Raw genomic sequence first — 19,702 nt, 5'->3', positions numbered from 1 at the left:
TCACTTCTCCGGGTACGGGAAGTTGCCGGCGGACATTGCCGCGCGGGCATCGCGGGTGGAGGGCTGGTCGGCGATGAAGTCGTCCGGGTACCAGGCGAAGTGGTGCACGCCCTGCGCCTGCAGCTGGCGGATCTGCGCGCGCAGGCGCTCGGCAGGAATCGGTTGCCCGCTGCGCCAATCGACGGTCTGCAGTTCGAACAGGGTGTGCTGCAGCTGTGGGTCATGTGCACGCACCGCGGCCAGCAGCTGGTCGAGCCAGCGTTCCGGATGCTTGCTGCCTTCCATCCACGGCATCGCCATCAGTGCGGTCTGGTCGTAGGCCTTGTTGAACAGGTCCAGGCGCTGCGCGAACCAGGCTTCGCTCTGCGGGCGCAGCACCGGCTCCGCGTACAGGTTGCGCACCGTGGCCAGCTTCGGCCGCCAGCGCTGCGCGCTGTTGCGCAGCGCCAGGGTGAAGTCGATCAACGCCTGCGTGCGTGCGCTGCCCCCATCGCCGGCCGCCAGCGTGGGCAGCTCGGTATCGCGCAGGTACCCATCGTCATGGAACAGCAGGCCCTCGAAGTAGGAGTTGACCGCCAGATCCTCGTAGAGGTCGAGCATGACCTGGCGCGCCTGGGGATTGGTGAAGTCCAGCCGGTACATGCCATCGGCATCGCCGTTGCGGATCGCCAGCGCCTTGCGCTGCACCGGGTCGGGCAGCTCGAAGCCGAGTACCGGCAGCCATGCGTAGACCTTCACCCCCGCACGCGATTTCAGCTGCCAGGCGACGCGACTGAACAGGTCCGCGCGCATCGGCATGTGGCGGTTGGGGAAGTACAGTGCATCGGCGGTGTTGTTGCCGTCCGGGTCGGCGAACGCCTGCAGGTAGACGTGCGTCGGTGCGATGCGCTTGACCCGCTCGATCAGTGCATCCAGATTGCGCGCCTGCTGTGCGGGCTCGGGGTCGTAGACATCATCCAGGTCGATCTGCAGGGCACGGATGCCATCGAGCGCGACGTCGCGGCGCAGCTCGTAGGCCAGCCCTTCCACGGTCGGGTTGTCGCTTACCAGGAAGCGCGCCAGGCCATGCAGGTCGCTGGCCACCGGCGTGCTGCGGCCCTCCAGATCGAAGGACACCGGCATGCCCAGCTGCTCGGCAATGTCGTTGCTCAACTGGTTGTAGGCCGCGTATGGCCATACGATGGCGCGCGGGCGCACGCCCAGATGCTGCTCGATGCGCTGCACGCTGCGCGAGAGATCGGCGCGCAGGCGTTGCGCGTACTGCGCCTCGCTCTCATAGCTGCGCGTGGCGGGGTTGTAAACGCGGGTCACGACAGCCGGGGTGGAGTTCCCCTGTGGGTTGGCGAGCACCCCGTGGTGCAGGTCGTCGGTATGGCTGGCCACTTCGATCAGGCCGCTGTCGTGCATCTGCTTCAGCTGTGCCCAGGTGATGAAGTCGTCGCGGCCGAACGGCCGGTAGCCATAGTCGATGGTGCGGCCAGGTGCCATGTCCACATAGTCGGTGATCACCGCCACCAGCGCCGGATAGCGGTAAGCCTGCAGCAACGGGAAGGCCTTGTCGTAGACGCTGCGCAGGCCGTCATCGAAGGTCAGCAGTACCGGTTTCGGTGGCAGCGTGGCGCGTCCCCGGGAGGCGTCGATCACCTGCGACAGCGACACCGGGTGGTAACCGTGTGCCCCCAGCCAGTCCAGATGGGCGGCGAAGTTCTGCGTGCTCACCGCATAGGTATCGGCATCCCCCTTGGCTGCGACCTGGTCGCGGATGTCGTGGTAGCTGAGGATCAGCAGGCCGTTGTCGATCGCATCGAGATGCAGGGCCTGCTGCGCGAAGGCCGGCGGCGCAGCCGACAGCAGCAGGAGCACGATCAGGCGCAGGATGCGGGTCATGTCAGTCTCCCCAGCGCAGTGCGGCTTCGAAGCCGATATGGCGTTCGCGATGGCCGTCGTAGACCGGCCGCGACCAGCGCACGCCATACTCGAACACGCGGCCCTGGCCCAGCTGCCACTCGTGCATGTATGACACCGACGGCACCAGTGCACTGCCGAAGCCGTCCTGCCAGTAATCGCCCAGCGAGACGGTCAGCCGGTGGCGGAAGTGGCGTTCGTAGTGGCGCCACAACTGCTGGTCGATGCGCAGGCCGATCTCGACCATGCGATCACGCTTCGGGTTGAAGTAGGGAGCATCATCGCGGCTGCCGCGACTGGTGTAGGCACTGCCCAGGCCATCGATCAGCCACCGTGGGCGTGTCAGCAGCCGCTGCTCGACGCTGGTGCTGAACAGTTCGCGATGGTTGCCATCGTCGTAGCGGAAGCGGCTGGCGCCGAACATCCAGTGCGTGCGTTCGCTGCGCCGGTAGTCGACCTGCGCGCTGACGCTGTCGGCAGTGATGCCGGCCACGCGCGCCTGCATTGATGCATCCGGATCATTGCGTGCGGCGGTCAGTCCGGCATGCCAGTGGTCGTTGAACTGCCAGCCCGCGCCGACGCGCAGGCCGGTATCACCGATGTGGTCGTTGGCACGCAGCACCGCAGCTTCCGCATCCAGACGGCCGAATCGGTAGCGTACGCCCGCGCCCAGCCACAGCGGGTCGATGCGCTGGTCCTGGAAATCGACCGAGCGCCGGTCAGCGAAGGCGAACAGCCGCCAGCGATCGTCGAGTACGGGTGTCTGGACTTCCATGCCATAGCGGCGGTCGTCGTTGCCCAGTGGCGAGGTGCCACCACCGCCGGAACTGCGTCCGATGTCGGTCCATGCCTTCAGCTGCCAACCGCGGTGCGCGCGCCAGGCCTGGTCCATGCGTTCGACGGCGGGCTGGGTGGGGTAGCGCGCGACCAGATCGTCGTGCAGCGGTCGCGCCAGGTCATCGCGCTGCAGGGCGACGTAGGCTTCCTGCATGCCCAGCCGTGGCTCGATGTCGCGCGGGTCCAGCGCATGCGCCATCTGTTGCCGTTGCAGCGCCCTGCGTGGCCAGCCGCGCATCATGTACACGCTGCCCAGCGCGCTCTGCAGGCCGCCGTTGCCCGGTGCGATGTCGACCATCGATTCCAGATCGCGCTGCGCGGTGGGCAGGTCACCGCTGTAGGCGCGCACCATCGCCAGGTTGAGGTCGGCTTCGTAGCGCGACCAGTTTGGATACGGCGACTTGCCGTTGCTCCAGCGCCAGGCAGGTTCCTTGTCGCGCCACGCCTGCAGCAGGTCGACGGCCTTTTCCTGCTGCTCGCTTTCCAGGTAGGCGTAAGCCAGTTCCGAATGCGAGGCGTCGCGCGTCGGATCGCCTGCGACGGCCGCCTGCAGCACCGGAATGGCTTCTTCCGGATGCAGCGTGCCCATCAGCGAATCGCCGACCGCAGGCAGAACATAGTCGGGCAGGGCATGGCCTTCAGCCTGCAGTGCGCGGGCTTCCTCTCGCACCTGCGCATGGCGGCCCAGCCGGTTGAGCAGGATCAGCCGGTCCATGCGGATGCGCAATGGCGCCTGCACAGGTGGGGTGCCTTCGCTGCCCAGATAGCGCTGCATGCGCGCCAGGGTCGATTCGGCTTCTTCCAGCCGGCTGTCTTCGCTGCTGCTGTAGGCCAGGCTCCAGACCACCAGCTTGGCCAGGTAGTCGCCTTCGATGCGTTGCTTCTGAGCAGCGTCGAACAGTTGCGGGCGCTGCTGGTACAGCTCCCAGGCGCGCCAGGCATTGCCGATGTCGCCCAGGGTCAGGACGCGCAGCTTGAACAGCAGGTCGTCGTTGGGCTGCTGCTGGCTGGCGCGCTCGATCGCGCCGAGCGCATCCAGCCAACGGGCCTGGTCGCGGTAGCGGCCGATCTCGGCCAGGGCCGCCTCGCGGTCAGGCGGGGCAGCGCTGCTGGCCCAGGCCAGGGCGGTACAGGCAAGGCCGACGCAGAGCGCCAGCCGGCGGTGGACAACCATTGGGGACCCCCTTGGCTTCCGAACCAGACAACCTGAAAAATGTGACGCACATCACATGCCAGATTTTGGGATGGCCGTGGCCTGCGTCACTCCCCTCGCGAACTCCCATCCAGCAGGGATGGGCGAAACCAGGACAGCGACCTGCAATGTCTTGTCTGAAACGAGAGTCCCCCGCACACCGAGTGGTGGCCTGGGCGGCGCTGCCGCCCCCATGCCCGATGCCGGCACGCGGCAAGGATGGGCATTCGTGGGCACTATCCGCCCGGAATTGTCAGCCCGGCGTCAAAATGCGCAGACGGGCTGACGAGCGGTAGGTGGGGCCGGTTGCGAGGCCCCACGTGGCTTACCAGAGGTCTTCCAGCTTGCGCGGCTTGCAGGCCACCCAGGAGGCGCACAGCATCAGGGTGGCGCAGCCGAACAGGAAGCTGAATGGGATCGTCCAGCCGTCGCTGACGGTGTGCAGCCAGCCGACCAGGAACGGCCCCAGGCAGCTGAAGCTGTAGCCCACGCCCTGCATGAACCCGGAGAGCGCGGCCGAGCCGGTGGGGGTGCGGGTGCGCAGGTTGATCAGGGTCAGCGCCAGCGGGAAGGTGGACGGACCGACGCCGAGCAGGCAGGCCCACAGCAGCGGCGCCTTCATCGGGGCCACAAGCAGGCCGGTGAAGGCGATCACGAACGAGAAGAAACCGATCAGCACCAGCGGGAACGGGTTCTGCAGGCGCACCGCCATCGACGGAATGACCAGCGACGGCAGCAGGCCCAGTGCCGAGAACACGGCGACCATCACGCCGCCGAACGCGGGCGTGCCACCGGCCTCGACCACGATGCGCGGCAGCCAGGTGAACATCGAATAGGTCATCAGCGAGGTCATGCCGAACATGAGCGTCATGCTCCAGCCCAGCGACGTGCGCCAGACCTTGCCGTGCGGCTGTGCGGTGGGATCGGTGGCGTCGGCCTGCGGCTTCGGTGCGCGCCTGGCCAGCAGCAGCCACGGCAGGGCGGCGGCCAGCGCCAGCAGCGCCCACATGCCCAGCGACACGCGCCAGCCCGCAGCATTCGCCACCGGCACTGCCAGCAGCGCCGGCAGCATCGTGCCCAGCTGCAGCACGCTGATGTACAGCGTGCTCATGGTGCCAACCTTGTTGGCGAAATAGCGCTTCACCAGCGGCGGCACCACCACGTTGCCGATGCCCATGCCGGCCAGTGCAACCACCGAACCGAGCAGCAGCGTGCCGACGTTGCCGGCGCTGGAACGCAGCAGCAGGCCGGCCATCGCCATCACCATCGCCAGCAGCGTGGTGCGTTCCAGGCCCAGGCGCCGCGCCAATGCCGGCGTGGCCACGCCGAACAGCGCGAACGAGGCGGTCGGCAGCATGCCCAGCACGCCGGTCATGGTGGTGCCGAAGCCGAACTGCTGGCCGAGCACGTCCAGCAGCGGGGTGATCGAGGTGACCGCAGTGCGCAGGTTGACCGCTGCCAGCAGGATCGCGGCAAACGCGAGGACACGGCCGTGCAGCAGCGACGGCGAATCGGAAGGGGAGGAACTCATCGGTGGTCCTTGCAGGTGTCGCACGCCGCAGCAACGGCATGCAGCGCCGGCATCGGTCTACGCCGAAGCGGCAGGTGGGGGTGGGGGCTGCAGGAGGGCCGGCAGCGCGGCCATTGTACGTGCGCTGCGCGGCAAGGTCCCGTCACGCGGGCGGCCTGGCGCTTGATACAAAAAAACCCGGAGGACAGTGATGTCTTCCAGGCTTCTTGGTGACCACCGAAGTGGTCGGGGAGACAGGATTCGAACCTGCGACCTCTACGTCCCGAACGTAGCGCTCTACCAGACTGAGCTACACCCCGAAGGGAGCCGCCTATTCTAGCGATTCACCCCGATGGCGGCAAGGGGTGAATGCTGTTTTCTTCACACTGCCGAAGCAGTGCCACTTCAGGGAACAAAAAAGCCTGGACGACTTCACCAGGCTTCAATGCGACCACTTGAGTGGTCGGGGAGACAGGATTCGAACCTGCGACCTCTACGTCCCGAACGTAGCGCTCTACCAGACTGAGCTACACCCCGAAGGAGCCGCCTAAGATACCGTGTGAAGGCCAAGGCGGCAAGGTTTTTTTACAGCTCAGCGACGATTTTCTTTCTCGATACGGTTCTGCTCGCGGGCTTCGAACCACATGCCATTGAGGATGGCCACCGTCGAGGCGAGGCCGGCGCCGAGAATCCAGGCGAAATACCACATGATCAGTCTCCTTCATTCCGGGTAGGTGCCGACCGTTGGTCGGCACACGTGCAGGCGATCAATACGCGTTCGGGTTGTTGCCCATCTCTTCGGTGGTGGTCTTGCCCTTCAGCACGCGGTACACCCAGGTGGTGTAACCGATGATGATCGGCAGGAACACCGCCGTGGCCAGCAGCATGATCCACAGGGTCAGGTGGCTGGACGAGGCATCCCACACGGTCAGGCTGGAGGTGGGCTGGCTCGAGGACGGTAGCAGGAACGGGAAGATGGCGAAGCCGACGGTCAGGATGATGCCGGCGATGGCCGCACCGGAGGCGATGAAGGCCAGGCCGCCGCGACGGGCACGCAGCAGCACCGCACTGGCCAGCAGGCCGGCCAGGCCGAGCAGCGGGGCCAGGATCGTGGCCGGCATCGTGCTGTAGTTGCGCATCCAGCCACCGGCGGCGCCGAGTTCGGCGGTCTTCAGCAGCGGATTGGTGGCGCCATCGGTGACCACCTGCGAGGTGATCTGGTAACCCGGCAGGCCGAAGGCCACCCAGGCGCCACCGACGGCGAACAGCACGAAGGCGATGATCGCGGCGATGCTGCCGAAGCGGGCCGCACGCTCGGCCACCGGGCCATCGGTCTTCAGCACCAGCATGGCGGCACCGTGGGCGACCAGCATCGACACGCTGAGCAGGCCGGCCAGCAGTGCGAAGGGCATCAGCAGGCCGAAGAACGAGCCGGTGTAGAAGATGCGCATGCTGTCATCGAAGTGGAACGGCACGCCCAACACCACGTTGCCCACTGCCACGCCCATGATCAGCGCCGGGATGAAGCCGCCGATGAACAGCGCCCAGTCCCAGGTGTTGCGCCAGCGTTCGCTGGGCATCTTGCTGCGGAACTTGAAGCCGACCGGACGCAGGATCAGGGCGAACAGGATCACGAACATCGCCAGGTAGAACCCGGAGAAGCTGACCGCATACAGCGGCGGCCAGGCGGCGAAGATCGCACCGCCACCGAGCACCAGCCATACCTGGTTGCCTTCCCAGACCGGGCCGATGGTGTTGATCACCAGCCGGCGCTCGGCGTCGTTGCGGGCGACGAAGGGCAGCAGGGTGCCCACGCCCAGGTCGAAACCATCCATCACGGCGAAACCGATCAGCAGGATGCCGAGCAGCAGCCACCAGATCACGCGCAGCGTGGTGTAGTCCAGAAGAATGAAATCCATCTTGGTTCTCCTGCCTCAGGCCTGGCCGGCGGCCGGCGCCGAGGCATTGTGGGAAGCATGCGGCTGGGGCGACTGCAGCGACGGCAGCACCTCGTCCGGACCCTTGCGGATCGCCTTGAGCATCAGCTTGATCTCGACCACGATCAGCGCGGTGTAGATCGCGGTGAAGCCGGCAAGGGTCAGCACGATTTCATGCAGGGCTAGGCCCGACGCCGCATAGAAGGTCGGCAGCACGCCGTCGACCGCCCACGGCTGGCGACCGTATTCGGCCACGAACCAGCCACATTCGATCGCGATCCACGGTGCAGGCAGCGTCCACAGGGCCAGGCGCAGGAACCAGCGCTTGTCCTGGAAGTTGTTGCGGCAGGAGTAGTAGAAGGCCAGTGCGAAGAAGGCGATCAGGTAGAAGCCCAGGCCGGCCATCACGCGGAAGGTCCAGAACAGCGGCATCACGCGCGGCACGGTGTCCATCGCCGCCTGCGAGATTTCCTGCGGGGTGGCGTTGAGGATGTCATCGCGGTAGCGCTTGAGCAGCAGGCCGTGGCCCAGGTCCTGCCAATGGCGGTCGAACATTTCGCGCGCCTCAACGTCGTTCTTGTTCGCACGCAGGCGTTCCAGCGCACCGTAGGCCAGCTGGCCGCCGCGCACGCGGTGTTCGGCGCGCTCGACCAGTTCCAGGATGCCCGGAATCGGCTGGTTCAACGAGCGGGTGGCGATCAGGCCCATCAGGTACGGGATTTTCACCGCGTAGTCGTTCTGGTGGGTTTCCTGGTTCGGAATGCCGAAGGCGGTGAAGTCGGCCGGCGCACGCTCGGTCTCCCACATCGCTTCGATCGCGGCCAGCTTCATCTTCTGGTGCTCGCTGGCGGCGTAACCGCTCTCGTCACCCAGCACCACCACCGACAGCGACGACAGCAGGCCGAAGGCTGCGGCCACCGCGAACGAACGGCGGGCCAGGTCCTTGTGCTTGTTGCGCAGCAGGAACAGGGCGCTGATCGCCATCACGAACACCGCACCGGTCACGTAACCGGCGCTGACGGTGTGCACGAACTTGGCCTGCGCCACCGGGTTGAACACCACGGCCATGAAGTCGACGACTTCCATGCGCATGGTTTCCGGGTTGAACACCGCGCCGGTCGGGTTCTGCATCCAGCCGTTGGCGATCAGGATCCAGATGGCCGACAGGTTGGTGCCCAGCGCCATCAGCCAGGTCACCATCAGGTGCTTGACCTTGGTCAGGCGGTTCCAACCGAAGAAGAACAGGCCGACGAAGGTGGCTTCCAGGAAGAACGCCATCAGGCCTTCGATGGCCAGCGGCGCACCGAAGATGTCACCCACGTAGTGGCTGTAGTAGGACCAGTTCATGCCGAACTGGAACTCCATGACGATGCCGGTGGCGACGCCCATGGCGAAGTTGATGCCGAACAGGACGCCCCAGAACAGGGTCATCCTGCGCCAGATCTCCTTGCCGGTCATCACGTACACGCTCTCCATGATGGCCACCATGAAGGACAGGCCGAGGGTGAGCGGTACGAATAGGAAGTGGTACATCGCGGTCAGCGCGAATTGCAGCCGCGACAGTTCTACGACTGTCTGATCAATCATGGCCTGGCTACCTCGTTGGATAGTGCCGTTGCAGGTGGCGGGAAGGGTGGTCTACGACGTGAATGATGTGACCGACTACTTCAAACAGCCTTGATCCAGATCAATGTATGAACAGGTGTGCGAAGGGATCGTATGCGAACCTGATGAAGACTGCGACCGCCGGCCGCAGGGGCGGGCTATTGCCTGCGCCTACAATGCCGTGTCTCCCCCGTTGCCCGTGAAGACCTCTTGAGCGCTGCCGAAACGACCCCTGACGGCCTGTCCCCGGAAGCTGAAACCGCCCGCCAGCGGCGTGTCCGCACGGCCTGGCTGGCCGATCTGGCACGCTCCGCCCGGGGCCGCCAGCGTCTGGCCGCGCTGTGCATCAGCCTGTCCGGCGCACTGTTGATCGGCCAGGCTGCCGCCATCGCCTGGCTGGTGCAGCAGGTGCTGGTGGAGCGCGCGCCGCTGGCATCGGGCCTACCGGTGCTGGCGGGACTGGCGGTGATCCTGGTGCTGCGCACCCTGCTGGGCAGCGCCACCCAGGCGGCTGCCGGTGATGTGGCCGATGCCGCGCGGTTGGCGCTGCGCGAGCGTGTGTTCGCGCGCCTGCTTGGACATGGGCCGCTGTGGCTGCGCCAGCGCCGGACCGGCGAGCTGGGCGAACTGATGCTGCATCACGGTGATGCGATCGAGAGCTATTACAGCGGCTTCCTGCCGGTGCGCACCGAAGTGGTGGTGGTGCCGCTGCTGATCCTGGCCGCAGTGGCCTGGGTGGATTGGGTGGTGGCGCTGATCCTGCTGTTCACCGCACCGCTGGTGCCGTTCTTCATGATGCTGGTGGGCTGGGGCGCTGAAGCGGCCGGGCGCGCACAGCTGGGTGAGCTGGCGCGGATGAGCGGCCACTTCGCCGACCGGATCAAGGGTCTGGGCCTGCTGCGCCTGTATGGCCGCGGCGAGGCCGAACTGGACGGCATCGCGGCCGCGGCCGAAGGCGTGCGCGTGCGTACGATGAAGGTGCTGCGCATCGCCTTCCTGTCGTCCACGGTGCTGGAATTCTTCGCCTCGGTGAGCGTGGCGATGGTCGCGCTGTACCTCGGCCTGAGCTATCTGGGCCTGATGTCGCTGCATGCAGCGGTGCCGACGCTGGGCGCCGGCCTGTTCTGCCTGCTGCTGGCGCCGGAGTTCTACGCGCCGCTGCGGCGGCTGGCCGCGCACTACCACGACCGCGCCAACGCGCTGGCCGCTGCCGCCGAGGTGGAGCGCCTGCTGCAGTCGCTGCCCGGGGAGCAGGGCTTGATCGAAAGCGAGGTTGCACCGTTGGCGGTGGAGCCGGCCGAGGCCGCATTGCCGCCGCTGCAGGCGCAGGGGCTGGTGCTGCGCCCGTTGGGCGCGCCGCACGACGTGCTGCAGGATCTGGATGTGCTGCTGGAACCGGGCCAGCGCCTGGCCCTGGTCGGTCCCAGCGGGTCCGGCAAGAGCACGTTGCTGGAAGCGCTGGCCGGATGGTTGCCGCCGCGTGCCGGCAAGCTGCAGCTGCGGCCCGGCGTGCAGGTGGCCTATGCCAGCCAGCGGCCGTACCTGTTCCACGGCAGCATCGCCGACAACCTGCGCCTGGCCGATCCCGGTGCCAGCGATGCGCGGTTGCGCGCAGTGGCCGAGGCCTCGCAGGTGCTGCAGTTCGCACAGCGCCTGCCGCAGGGGCTGGATACCGTGATCGGCGAACGCGGCTTCGGCCTGTCCGGTGGTGAAGCACGCCGCATCGGCCTGGCCCGCCTGCTGCTGCGCGACCCGCAGGTGCTGCTGCTGGATGAACCCACCGCGTTCCTCGATGCCGATACCGAAGCGGCGTTGCTGCGCAGCCTGGCCGCCTATGCACGCGGCCGCAGCGTGGTGGTCGCCACCCACAGCCCTGCGGTGATCGCCTGGGCCGACCGCTGCCTGCTGTTGCCGGAAGGCCGCCTGGTCGAGCCGGCACAGGCGGTGCGCGCATGAGCCGTTCGCCTGATTCGCTGCGCGCGGTGTTCCTGCGCCACCGGCCGCGCCTGTTGCTGACCATGCTGCTGCTGTGGACCACGATGCTGGCCGGCACGGCGCTGCTCGGCCTGTCCGGTGGCTTCCTCACGGCGGCTGCGCTGGCCGGTGCGGCCGGCCTCGGCCAGGGCTTCAATTTCTTCTCACCCTCGGCCGGCATCCGTGGCCTGACCATGGCGCGCATCGTGTCGCGCTACTTCGAAAAGCTGGTCGGCCACGATGCCACCCTGCGCATCGCCCGCGACCTGCGCGTGTGGTTCTTCCGCCGCGCGCTGCCACTGGCACCGGCGCGGCTGGGGGCCACGCGTACCGGCGAGTTGCTGGCGCGCCTGCTGGGAGACATCGGCGAAGTGGATGGACTGCTGGTGCGTGCGATCGGGCCGCTGGTGGCGCTGGGTGCGCTGTCACTGGTGGCGGTCGCCTCGGCAGCGCTGATCCTGCCCTCGGCAGCGGTACTGCTGGCGGTGCTGGCGCTGCTGATCGCCTTCGGTGTGCCGTGGCTGGGCGTGCGTGGTCGCGACGACGAGGAGGCCGACCGTGCCGCGCATCGTGCTGCCCTGCGTACCGCAGCCTTCGAAGGACTGGAGGGCGCGGGTGATCTGGCCGCGTTGCATGCCGATGCAGCGTGGCAGTTGAAGGTGCGCGTGGCGGCCAAGCAGCTGGCTTCGCGGGATCGTCGTCGGCGCTGGCGCCTGATCGCGGCCTCGACCCTGCATGGCCTGGTCGCCGGGCTGGGCCTGGTGGCGATTCTGGCGTTGGCCCTGCATGCGGCCGAACAGCAGCGCATCGCGCCGGAAATGGCGGCGGGTCTGGTGTTCCTCACCGTGGCACTGATCGAACTGTGGGCCGGCATGGGCCTGGCCTGGCAGTCGCTGCAGTCCGGGCGCATCGCCGCCGATCGCCTGCAGGCCATCGTCGAGCAACCGCCGACGGTGGAGGACCCGCAGGCGCCGCAGGCGGTGCCGCAGGCCGCGCGCGTGCATTGGGATGACGTGCACTTCCAGTGGCCCGGTGCGGCGCGGCCGGTGTTGTCCGGCCTGCAGCTGACACTGGCGCCGGGCGAGCGGATCGCGATTCGCGGCGACAGCGGCAGTGGCAAGACCACCCTGTCGAGCCTGCTGCTGCGGCTATGGGATCCGCAACAGGGACGGTTGACCTACGGGGGCCGCGACCTGCGTGATTTCGCCCAGGCCGACTGGCACCGGCAACTGGCGTGGCTGCCGCAGAACGCGCCGGTGTTTGCCGGCAGCGTGGCCGAGAACCTGCGATTGGGTGATCCCGATGCCAGTGACGCAGCGTTGTGGGCGGTGCTGCGTCGCGTGCGCCTGGGTGAGTGGGCCGAGCGCAACGGTGGCCTGCAGACCTGGGTGGGCGAGAACGGCGCGACGATGTCGGCCGGCCAGGCACGACGCCTGGCGCTGGCGCGCGCGCTGCTGCGCAATGCGCCGATCCTGCTGCTGGACGAACCGACTGAAGGCCTGGACGTGGATACCGCACGTGCGTTGCTGCAGGACCTCTCCGGGTTGCTGGACGGGCGCAGCCTGCTGATGATCACCCACGACGACCTGCCCGACGGCGTGGTGGATGCGCAGTACCGGTTGCGTGATGGGGTTCTGGTGCGCGAAGCGTGAATGGTAGTGCCGGCCGCTGGCCGGCAACCTCATGACGTTGCCGGCCAGCGGCCGGCACTACCCATTTGAACGGTTACCACGAGAACTCGCGCAGCATCACCGCGATCGAGGCCACGTTGGCCAGCACGCACAGCCAGAACACCCACTGGAATTCGGCTTTGCGATGCTTGTGGCGGAACAGCGCCTGGCCCAGCAGCGCGCCCGGCCAACCGCCGGCAAAGGCCAGCAACTGCAGTGTGCGCTCGGGAACACGCCACTGCTTTCGCTGCGCCGCGCGCTTGTCGTGGCCGTACAGGCCGAACGACACCGCGCTGGCGAGCAGGCACCAACCGCCCAGCCACAGCGGCAGCACGCCGCTGACCGTCAGTGCGATCAACGCACCGAATGCGGCCAGCGCGAGGTTACGCCGCCATGCCACTTACAGCGCGTCGAGGAAGCCGCGCACGGCCGGGCCGAAACGCTCGAAATCGACGAGGAAGGCGTCATGGCCCTGCGGCGACTCCAGGCCGATGAAGCGCGCATCGGCACCGCCGGCGCGCAGGCCCTCGGCGACCTGTTGCTGCTGCTGCACCGGGAACAGGATGTCGGTGTTGGCGCCGATCGCCAGCGCCTTCTCCACCCGGATCTTCGCCAGCCCGGCCAGCACGTCGCCGTCGGCATACTCAGCCAGGTCGAACCAGTCCATCGAACGGCTCAGGTACAGATAGCAGTTCGGATCGAAGAAGCGCACGAAGCGCCGGGCATGGCCTTCCAGATAGCTTTCCACCTGGAATTCGAGGCCGAACGGATCGTCGTCGGCCTGGTCCGAATCCAGCCGCACGCGGCCGAAGCGCCCATCCCATTCCAGTGCCGAACGGTAGGTGATCACGCCCAGCTTGCGCGCCATGCGCATGCCGGACTCGGGATACTCGGCATCGTCGTAGTGGCCGCCATTCCAGCGTGGATCAAGGCGGATCGCCTCGCGCTGCAGCGAACGGATCGCGATCGAGAACGGCAGTGCCTGCGCACTGCCGGAAATGTTGACGTGGCTGCGCGCAATGCCCGGGTGCAGCATCAGTACCGCGAGTGCGGTCATGCCGCCCATTGAATTGCCGACCACGCAGGCCAGCTGTTCGATGCCCAGTGCACGCACGACTTCGATCGCGGCGCGTGCGCCGTCTTCGATCGACAGCTCGGGGAAGTCGAGGCGATACGGTTGGCCCGTGGCCGGGTTGAGCGATGCCGGGCCGGTCGAACCCTTGCAGCTGCCCAGCGAGTTCACGCACACCACGTACCAGCGGTCGGTATCGATCGGCTTGCCGGGGCCGACCATGCCTTCCCACCAGCCCACTGCGGGGTTAGCGTCATTGGCCGCGGCGTGTGCATCCGGCGACAGGCCGGTCACGATCAGGATCGCATTGCTGGCGTCCGCCGCCAGCGTTCCCCAGGTTTCATAGGCCACGCGTGCGCCATGCAGGGCGCCACCGCGCTTGAACGGGAATGGCGAGGGCAGGGCGTGGAAGCGGGTGCCGGGCGGGATGAATTCGGTCATGCAGTCATTCTAGCGGGGCCGCATGTGGAGCTGGCGACACGCTGGTTTCCATCGGCGATGCACCCGGTAGTGCCGGCCGCTGGCCGGCAACCTCATGAATCTGGATGCGCCCGCGTGGTTGCCGGCCAGCGGCCGGCACTACGGGAACCGCAGCTCCACCACGCCTTCATGCGGCAGGCTCACCTTTACCGGCACGCTCTGCAGATCGTCCTCGCTGCGGTTGGCACTGCCGCTGCGCGAGATGCGTGCCAGCACTTCTACTTCGCGATGCGCGGACAACGGTGCGGTCGGCATCGGGCTGTCTGCGTCGCCCAGCCCGACCGTGGCCGGGAAACCGGCCAGAGGCAGCTTGCGTGCGGCCACCGGCATCGGCGGTCCACCCACGGCGCGGGCCAGCACGAATACCTGGGTGCTGGCGGGCCACTCGGCGTTGTTCAGCGCAGGCAGTTGCACGCGCACCTGCAGCAGCGCCGGTGGCGCCGCAGCGGCAGCATCGGGCGCCTGGCCGGCGGCCTCACGGGCGATGGCGATCTGCGCCTGCAGCGCCTGCGCGGCGCCGGGCTCAAGCCGTGGCAGCAGGCCGCTCCAGACGTCGGCAGCCTCGGCGTTCTTTCCGCGTTGGCGCAGGGCGATGCCCAGCAGCCAGCTGGCGCGCTCCGCATCGGGCGCCAGCGCACGAGCCTGCTGCAACCAGGCCATCGCGGTGTCATCGAACTGCTTGCCGGCATCGGCCTGCGCACGTGCCTGCGCCGCTTCCACCAGCACGCCGGGGTCTTCCGGGGCGAGAGCGGCAGCACGTGCGAAGGCATCCGCTGCGGCGGCGGCGTTGCCCAGTTCGGCCTGCGACCGGCCCAGCAGCGTCCAGCCATCGGCTCGCTGCGGGTCTCGCTTCAGTGCATCCTGCAGGGCCTGCACGCCATCGCGCAGGGTGGCTACCGACGGGGTCGGTTGTACCTGTGCGGCACGCGGATCACCAACCAGCAGATACAGGCAGGCACCGGCCACGCCCAGCGCGAGCACGCCCACCACGAAACCGCGGCGACCGTGGTGGCGCAGCGGCCACAGCACCAGCGCCGCCATCAGTGCGGCCACCAGTCCAGCCAGCATCGGCAGCCAATGGCTCACCATCCGTCTCCTTCATCGGTCTTGCTGGCGGGGGCGGCAGCAACCGTGCGGCCACGGCGGCGGACGATGCCCAGTACCACCAGCGCGCCGGCGCCAAGCACCAGCAGCGGACCGCCCCACAGCAGCCAGGTGCCCGGCTGCAGAGGCGGTTGATAGAGCACGAACTCACCGTAGCGCGCGACCAGGAACTGCTTGATCTGTGCGTCGTCGCGGCCCTGCTGCATCAGCTGCAGCACCTCGCGGCGCAGGTCCTGCGCGATCTGCGCGTTCGAGTCGGCCAACGACTGGTTCTGGCACTGCACGCAGCGCAGCTGCGCGGCCAGGTCGTGGAAGCGGCGTTCTTCGGCGCCATCGCGGAACTGCAGTGGCTGCGGATCATGCAACGGCTGCTGTGCCAGCACGGCCAGGGGCAGCATCAGAAGCAGCAATGCCAGCAGCCAGCGCATGGGCTCAGGGCGCCGTGTGCAGCGTGCTGCCGGCATTGCCCTGGGCCTTCTCGATCTTCTCCAGTGCCGGGATCAGCTTCTCGTCGACCACACGCTGGGTCATCGCACCGCTGTACTTCCAGCGCACGACGCCGCTGCCATCGACCAGGAAGGTCTCCGGTGCGGCGGTCACGCCCCAGTCGATCGCGGTGCGGCCTTCCACGTCGCTGAGCACGACCATGAACGGGTTGCCCAGCTGTTCCAGCCAATGCAGGGCATCGGTCGGTTCATCCTTCCAGTTGTAGCCGATCACGCGCACGCGCTTGCTCTCGGCGAAACGGGTCAGCACCGGGTGTTCCTCGCGGCAGGCCGCGCACCAGCTGCCCCACACGTTCAACAGGTAAGGCGCGCCGCGCAGTTCGTCGCTGTGCACGATCATTTCCGGGTCGTGCAGCATCGGCAGCGCGAACGCCGGCGCCGGCTTGTCGATCAGCGCCGATGGCAGCACGTCGCGCTGCGGATCGCCCGATTTCATCACCCCGTAGATCATCAGCCCGAGCAGGCCGAAGAAGAACAGCACGCCGATCACGATGGCTACCGGCGGCAGCGGGCGGGAGGGGCGCGGGGTGGGGGACTCGGACATGGGAACTCCTACGGACGACGGAAGCGGCGGTCGGCGGCGGTGATGAATCCGCCCAGGGCCATCAGCAGCGCGCCCAGCCAGATCCAGCGCACGAACGGCTTGATGTGCACCCGGACCGCCCATGCATTGTTGCCCAGCGGCTCGCCCAATGCCACGTAGACATCACCATCGAAGCGTGCATCGATGCCGGCCTCGGTCATCACCTGGCCGCCGCTGGCGTACTGGCGCTTCTCCGGATGCAGCAGCGCCAGCTCGCGGCCGTCGCGGAACACGCGCAGGTGACCACGGTCGGCGATGAAGTTCGGGCCTTCGCGATGGTCCACGCCCTCGAAGCGTACTTCGTGGCGGCCGACCACCACCTGCTGGCCCGGTGCCAACGCCACTTCGCGCTGCACGTTCAGGGCTTCCACCAGCAGCGCGCCAGCCAGGAACACGGCAATGCCGGCGTGGGCGACGATCATCCCGAGCATCTCGGCGGTGAAGCGGCCGTTGCCGCGCAGTCGTTGCCAGACGAAGCGTGCGGTACCGAAGCCGACCCAGACCGCGGCAGCGACACCGAGACCGGCCTTCCAGCCGTTCTGCGGCGCCTGCCACCAGGCCAGCGCACCCAGCAGCACCGCCAGCCCCAGCCAGGGTGCCAGCAGCGCGAACGCGCGCGAGGGCTGGTCGCGTTGCCACTTCACCAGCGGGCCGAACGGCAGCAGCAGGATCATCGGTGCCATCAGCAGCAGGAACAGGCTGCCGAAGTAGGGCGGGCCGACCGAGATCTTGCCCAGCGACAGCGCATCGGCCAGCAACGGATACAGTGTGCCGAGCAGCACCATCGCGCAGGCGGTGGCCAGCAGCAGGTTGTTGGCCAGCAGCAGGGTCTCGCGCGAGGTGGCGGTGAAGCCACGGCGCGGATCGTCGGCGTCCACGCTGAGCTGGCTGGCGCGCAGCGCGTACAGCAGCAGGCTGCCGCCGACCAGCACCGACAGGAACACCAGAATGAACAGGCCGCGCGAGGGATCGGCGGCAAACGAATGCACGCTGGTCAGCACGCCGGAGCGCACCAGGAAGGTGCCCAGCAGCGACAGCGCGAAGGCGGCGATCGCCAGCAGCAGGGTCCATCTGCCGAAGGTGCCGCGCTTCTCAGTGACCGCCTGCGAATGGATCAGTGCCGCACCGACCAGCCACGGCATGAAGCTGGCGTTCTCCACCGGGTCCCAGAACCACCAGCCGCCCCAGCCCAGCTCGTAATAGGCCCACCAGCTGCCCAGCGCGATGCCCAGGGTCAGGAAGCCCCAGGCGACGTTGGTCCACGGCCGCGTCCAGCGCAGCCAGCGTGCGTCGACGCGGCCTTCCAGCAGTGCCGCTACCGCGAACGCGAACGGCACAGCAAAGCCCACGTAACCGATGTACAGCATCGGCGGATGGATGATCAGGCCCGGGTCCTGCAGCAGCGGGTTGAGATCACGGCCTTCCAGCGGCGCCGGATTCAGGCGCAGGAACGGGTTGGAGGTGAAGATCAGGAAGGCGAGGAATCCGACGCTGACCACGCCCATCACCGCCAGCACGCGCGCCTGCACCGGTGCCGGCAGGTGCCGCGAGAACAGCGCCACTGCGCCGGTCCACAGCGCCAGCACCAGCGCCCACATCAGCAGTGATCCCTCGTGCGCACCCCACACCGCCGAGTAGCGGTAGATCATCGGCAGCAGCGAATTGGAGTTCTCGGCCACGTAGCGCACCGAGAAGTCCTGCTGCACGAACGCGGCGGTGAGCACCGCGAAGGCGCCGGCGAGCAGCAGCAGCTGTGCGAAGGCGGCTGGCCGTGCCACCGCCATCCATGCCGTGTTGCCGCGATGCGCGCCGATCAGCGGCAGGCCGGCCTGCAGCAGCGAGGCCAGCAACGCGCACAACAACAGGATCTGACCCAGTTCGGGCAGCACTCAGCGCACCTCGGGTGCCGTCACCGGCACGTCATGCTTGCGATGGGCGTCGCCCATCTTGTCGGCCACTTCCTTGGGCACATACTTCTCATCGTGCTTGGCCAGCACCTCGTCGGCGACGAACACATCGTCCTGCAGGCGGCCACTGGCGACCACCGCGGTGCCTTCGGCGAACATGTCCGGCAGGATCCGCGACGTGGTCACCGCCAGCTGGGCATCGCCGTCGGTCACTTCAAAACGTGCTTCCAGCGAACCGACCGGGCGGTTGAAGGAGCCCTTCACCACCATGCCGCCCAGGCGGAACCGCGACTGCGCATCGACATCGCCGCGCAGCACTTCCGAAGGCGTGTACAGGTAGGCGATGTTGCGTTCCAGCGCCATCGCCACCAGCGCGGTGGCCAGCCCGGAGGCGAGCAGGGCCAGCAGTACCCAGACCAGGCGGCGACGTTGTACCGGCGTCATCGTTCCAGCTCCGTCGACAGCGGCGCCGCAGCGTCCTGTTTGACGGCGCGGGTCTGCTGCCGCTGCTGGCGTGCCATCGCCAACCGGCGTGCCACGCGCAGGCGCAGCCACGAACCGATGGCATCGGCGCCGAGTACCAGCACGAACACGGCGTAGGCGCCGATCACATAGGGCAGGTGGGTCATGATTGGGCCTCCCCGGCCGCACGTGCGGCATCGACGCGACCACCGACCCAGGCCTTGCCGGCCTCGCGGTCGAGATTGTCGGCGCGGGCCTTGGCCAGCACCGAACCGGCGAACCAGAACTTGGTGCCGATCACCATCCACCACAGTGGCGCGATCATCGCGCTGCTGATCGCCGATTCACCGAACACGTTGATCGACTGGCGCTGGTGCAGGCCGCCCCACCAGTCCACCGAGTAGCGGATCACCGGCAGCAGGCTGACACCGACGATAGCCAGCAGGCCAGCCGCGCGCGCGGCGCTGCGACGGTCCTCGATTGCGTGGTAGAGGCCGATCACGCCCAGGTACAGGAACAGCAGCACCAGTTCACTGGTCATGCGCGGGTCCCAGTCCCACCAGGTGCCCCAGGTGCCCTTGCCCCAGATGCTGCCGGTGAGCAGGGTGATCAGGGTGAAGCCGGCGCCCATCGGCGCGCAGGCCATGGCCAGGATCTCGCAGACCTTGATCCGCCAGATCAGGGCGATGGCGGCATACAGCGCCATCAGCGCGAACACGAACAGGCTCATCCAGGCACTGGGCACGTGGATGTAGAGGATGCGGAAGCTGTCCAGCTGCTTGGCTTCCGGCGGCACCACCAGCAGTGCCTGCCACATGCCGACCAGCAGCACCGGCACCGCAGCGAGGTAGAACACCCGCGACCAGCGGGCAGCGAATCGGTCGAACGTGGGGGGCGAACCGAGTTGGTGGAACCAGCGGACAATCGGATTCATGCGTGGCGGCTATCCAGCAGGGGT

General features: G+C 67.7%; 17 protein-coding genes and 2 tRNA genes. 2 read left to right on the top strand and 17 right to left on the bottom strand.

Annotated elements, in window-relative coordinates:
- The 8 genes from pgaB to ACZK33_RS15740 all read right to left on the bottom strand — a co-directional run bounded on the left by pgaB (position 1) and on the right by ACZK33_RS15740 (position 8,968).
- Positions 1-1,887, bottom strand: a complete 1,887-nt coding sequence (pgaB, locus tag ACZK33_RS15775; protein ID WP_032129408.1) for a poly-beta-1,6-N-acetyl-D-glucosamine N-deacetylase PgaB — start codon at positions 1,885-1,887, stop codon at positions 1-3.
- A 1-nt stretch (position 1,888) separates the two neighbouring features.
- On the bottom strand, positions 1,889-3,916 hold the full coding sequence (gene pgaA / locus ACZK33_RS15770; protein WP_121505065.1) for a poly-beta-1,6 N-acetyl-D-glucosamine export porin PgaA: 2,028 nt from the start codon (positions 3,914-3,916) through the stop codon (positions 1,889-1,891).
- 343 nt (positions 3,917-4,259) lie between these two features.
- Positions 4,260-5,465 carry a CynX/NimT family MFS transporter gene (locus ACZK33_RS15765; RefSeq protein ID WP_032129410.1) on the bottom strand — a complete coding sequence of 402 codons (1,206 nt, stop codon included), beginning with the start codon at positions 5,463-5,465 and terminating at the stop codon, positions 4,260-4,262.
- Positions 5,466-5,687: 222 nt separating this feature from the next.
- Positions 5,688-5,764: transfer RNA gene (locus tag ACZK33_RS15760), tRNA-Pro, on the bottom strand.
- A gap of 140 nt (positions 5,765-5,904) precedes the next feature.
- Positions 5,905-5,981: transfer RNA gene (locus tag ACZK33_RS15755), tRNA-Pro, on the bottom strand.
- A 55-nt stretch (positions 5,982-6,036) separates the two neighbouring features.
- Entirely contained in the window at positions 6,037-6,153 is a 117-nt protein-coding gene (cydX, locus tag ACZK33_RS15750) for a cytochrome bd-I oxidase subunit CydX (protein WP_005410354.1), read from the bottom strand.
- Positions 6,154-6,211: 58 nt separating this feature from the next.
- Positions 6,212-7,363 carry a cytochrome d ubiquinol oxidase subunit II gene (gene cydB, locus ACZK33_RS15745; RefSeq protein WP_014037846.1) on the bottom strand — a complete coding sequence of 384 codons (1,152 nt, stop codon included), beginning with the start codon at positions 7,361-7,363 and terminating at the stop codon, positions 6,212-6,214.
- 15 nt (positions 7,364-7,378) lie between these two features.
- A complete protein-coding gene (locus tag ACZK33_RS15740; protein ID WP_071229725.1) occupies positions 7,379-8,968 on the bottom strand; it encodes a cytochrome ubiquinol oxidase subunit I in 1,590 nt (529 codons plus the stop codon).
- A gap of 228 nt (positions 8,969-9,196) precedes the next feature.
- Between ACZK33_RS15740 and cydD the strand changes: the two genes are divergently transcribed.
- Positions 9,197-10,942 carry a thiol reductant ABC exporter subunit CydD gene (gene cydD, locus ACZK33_RS15735; RefSeq protein ID WP_423175463.1) on the top strand — a complete coding sequence of 582 codons (1,746 nt, stop codon included), beginning with the start codon at positions 9,197-9,199 and terminating at the stop codon, positions 10,940-10,942.
- Complete coding sequence (gene cydC, locus ACZK33_RS15730; RefSeq protein ID WP_423175465.1) at positions 10,939-12,612, top strand: thiol reductant ABC exporter subunit CydC; 1,674 nt, start codon at positions 10,939-10,941, stop codon at positions 12,610-12,612. The genes cydD and cydC overlap by 4 nt, the downstream gene beginning before the upstream one ends.
- Positions 12,613-12,685: 73 nt before the next feature.
- Here cydC and ACZK33_RS15725 read toward each other — a convergent pair whose 3' ends face one another.
- From ACZK33_RS15725 to ccmC, 9 genes are all read right to left on the bottom strand, one after another.
- On the bottom strand, positions 12,686-13,030 hold the full coding sequence (locus tag ACZK33_RS15725) for a DUF1294 domain-containing protein (protein ID WP_317217056.1): 345 nt from the start codon (positions 13,028-13,030) through the stop codon (positions 12,686-12,688).
- Entirely contained in the window at positions 13,031-14,143 is a 1,113-nt protein-coding gene (gene metX, locus ACZK33_RS15720) for a homoserine O-acetyltransferase MetX (RefSeq protein WP_423175466.1), read from the bottom strand.
- Between the two features lie 138 nt (positions 14,144-14,281).
- A complete protein-coding gene (locus ACZK33_RS15715) occupies positions 14,282-15,271 on the bottom strand; it encodes a tetratricopeptide repeat protein (protein WP_180844503.1) in 990 nt (329 codons plus the stop codon).
- Positions 15,265-15,714: a cytochrome c-type biogenesis protein gene (locus ACZK33_RS15710; RefSeq protein ID WP_032129419.1), complete on the bottom strand. Its 450-nt coding sequence runs from the start codon at positions 15,712-15,714 to the stop codon at positions 15,265-15,267. Before ACZK33_RS15710 ends, ACZK33_RS15715 begins: the two co-directional genes overlap by 7 nt.
- Positions 15,715-15,718: 4 nt before the next feature.
- A complete protein-coding gene (locus ACZK33_RS15705; protein WP_423175010.1) occupies positions 15,719-16,336 on the bottom strand; it encodes a DsbE family thiol:disulfide interchange protein in 618 nt (205 codons plus the stop codon).
- An 8-nt stretch (positions 16,337-16,344) separates the two neighbouring features.
- Positions 16,345-18,264, bottom strand: coding sequence for a heme lyase CcmF/NrfE family subunit (locus ACZK33_RS15700; RefSeq protein ID WP_423175011.1), 1,920 nt, complete (start codon positions 18,262-18,264; stop codon positions 16,345-16,347).
- On the bottom strand, positions 18,265-18,726 hold the full coding sequence (ccmE, locus tag ACZK33_RS15695; RefSeq protein WP_032129787.1) for a cytochrome c maturation protein CcmE: 462 nt from the start codon (positions 18,724-18,726) through the stop codon (positions 18,265-18,267).
- Positions 18,723-18,911, bottom strand: coding sequence for a heme exporter protein CcmD (locus ACZK33_RS15690; RefSeq protein ID WP_423175012.1), 189 nt, complete (start codon positions 18,909-18,911; stop codon positions 18,723-18,725). Before ACZK33_RS15690 ends, ccmE begins: the two co-directional genes overlap by 4 nt.
- Positions 18,908-19,678, bottom strand: a complete 771-nt coding sequence (gene ccmC / locus ACZK33_RS15685; RefSeq protein ID WP_049460760.1) for a heme ABC transporter permease CcmC — start codon at positions 19,676-19,678, stop codon at positions 18,908-18,910. Before ccmC ends, ACZK33_RS15690 begins: the two co-directional genes overlap by 4 nt.
- Positions 19,679-19,702: the final 24 nt, after the last annotated feature.

The sequence above is a fragment of the Stenotrophomonas sp. 86156_Sma genome (genome assembly GCF_056481625.1).
The sequence above is the reverse complement of the archived record's forward strand: the minus strand, read 5'-3'. Positions and strand labels throughout refer to the sequence as shown.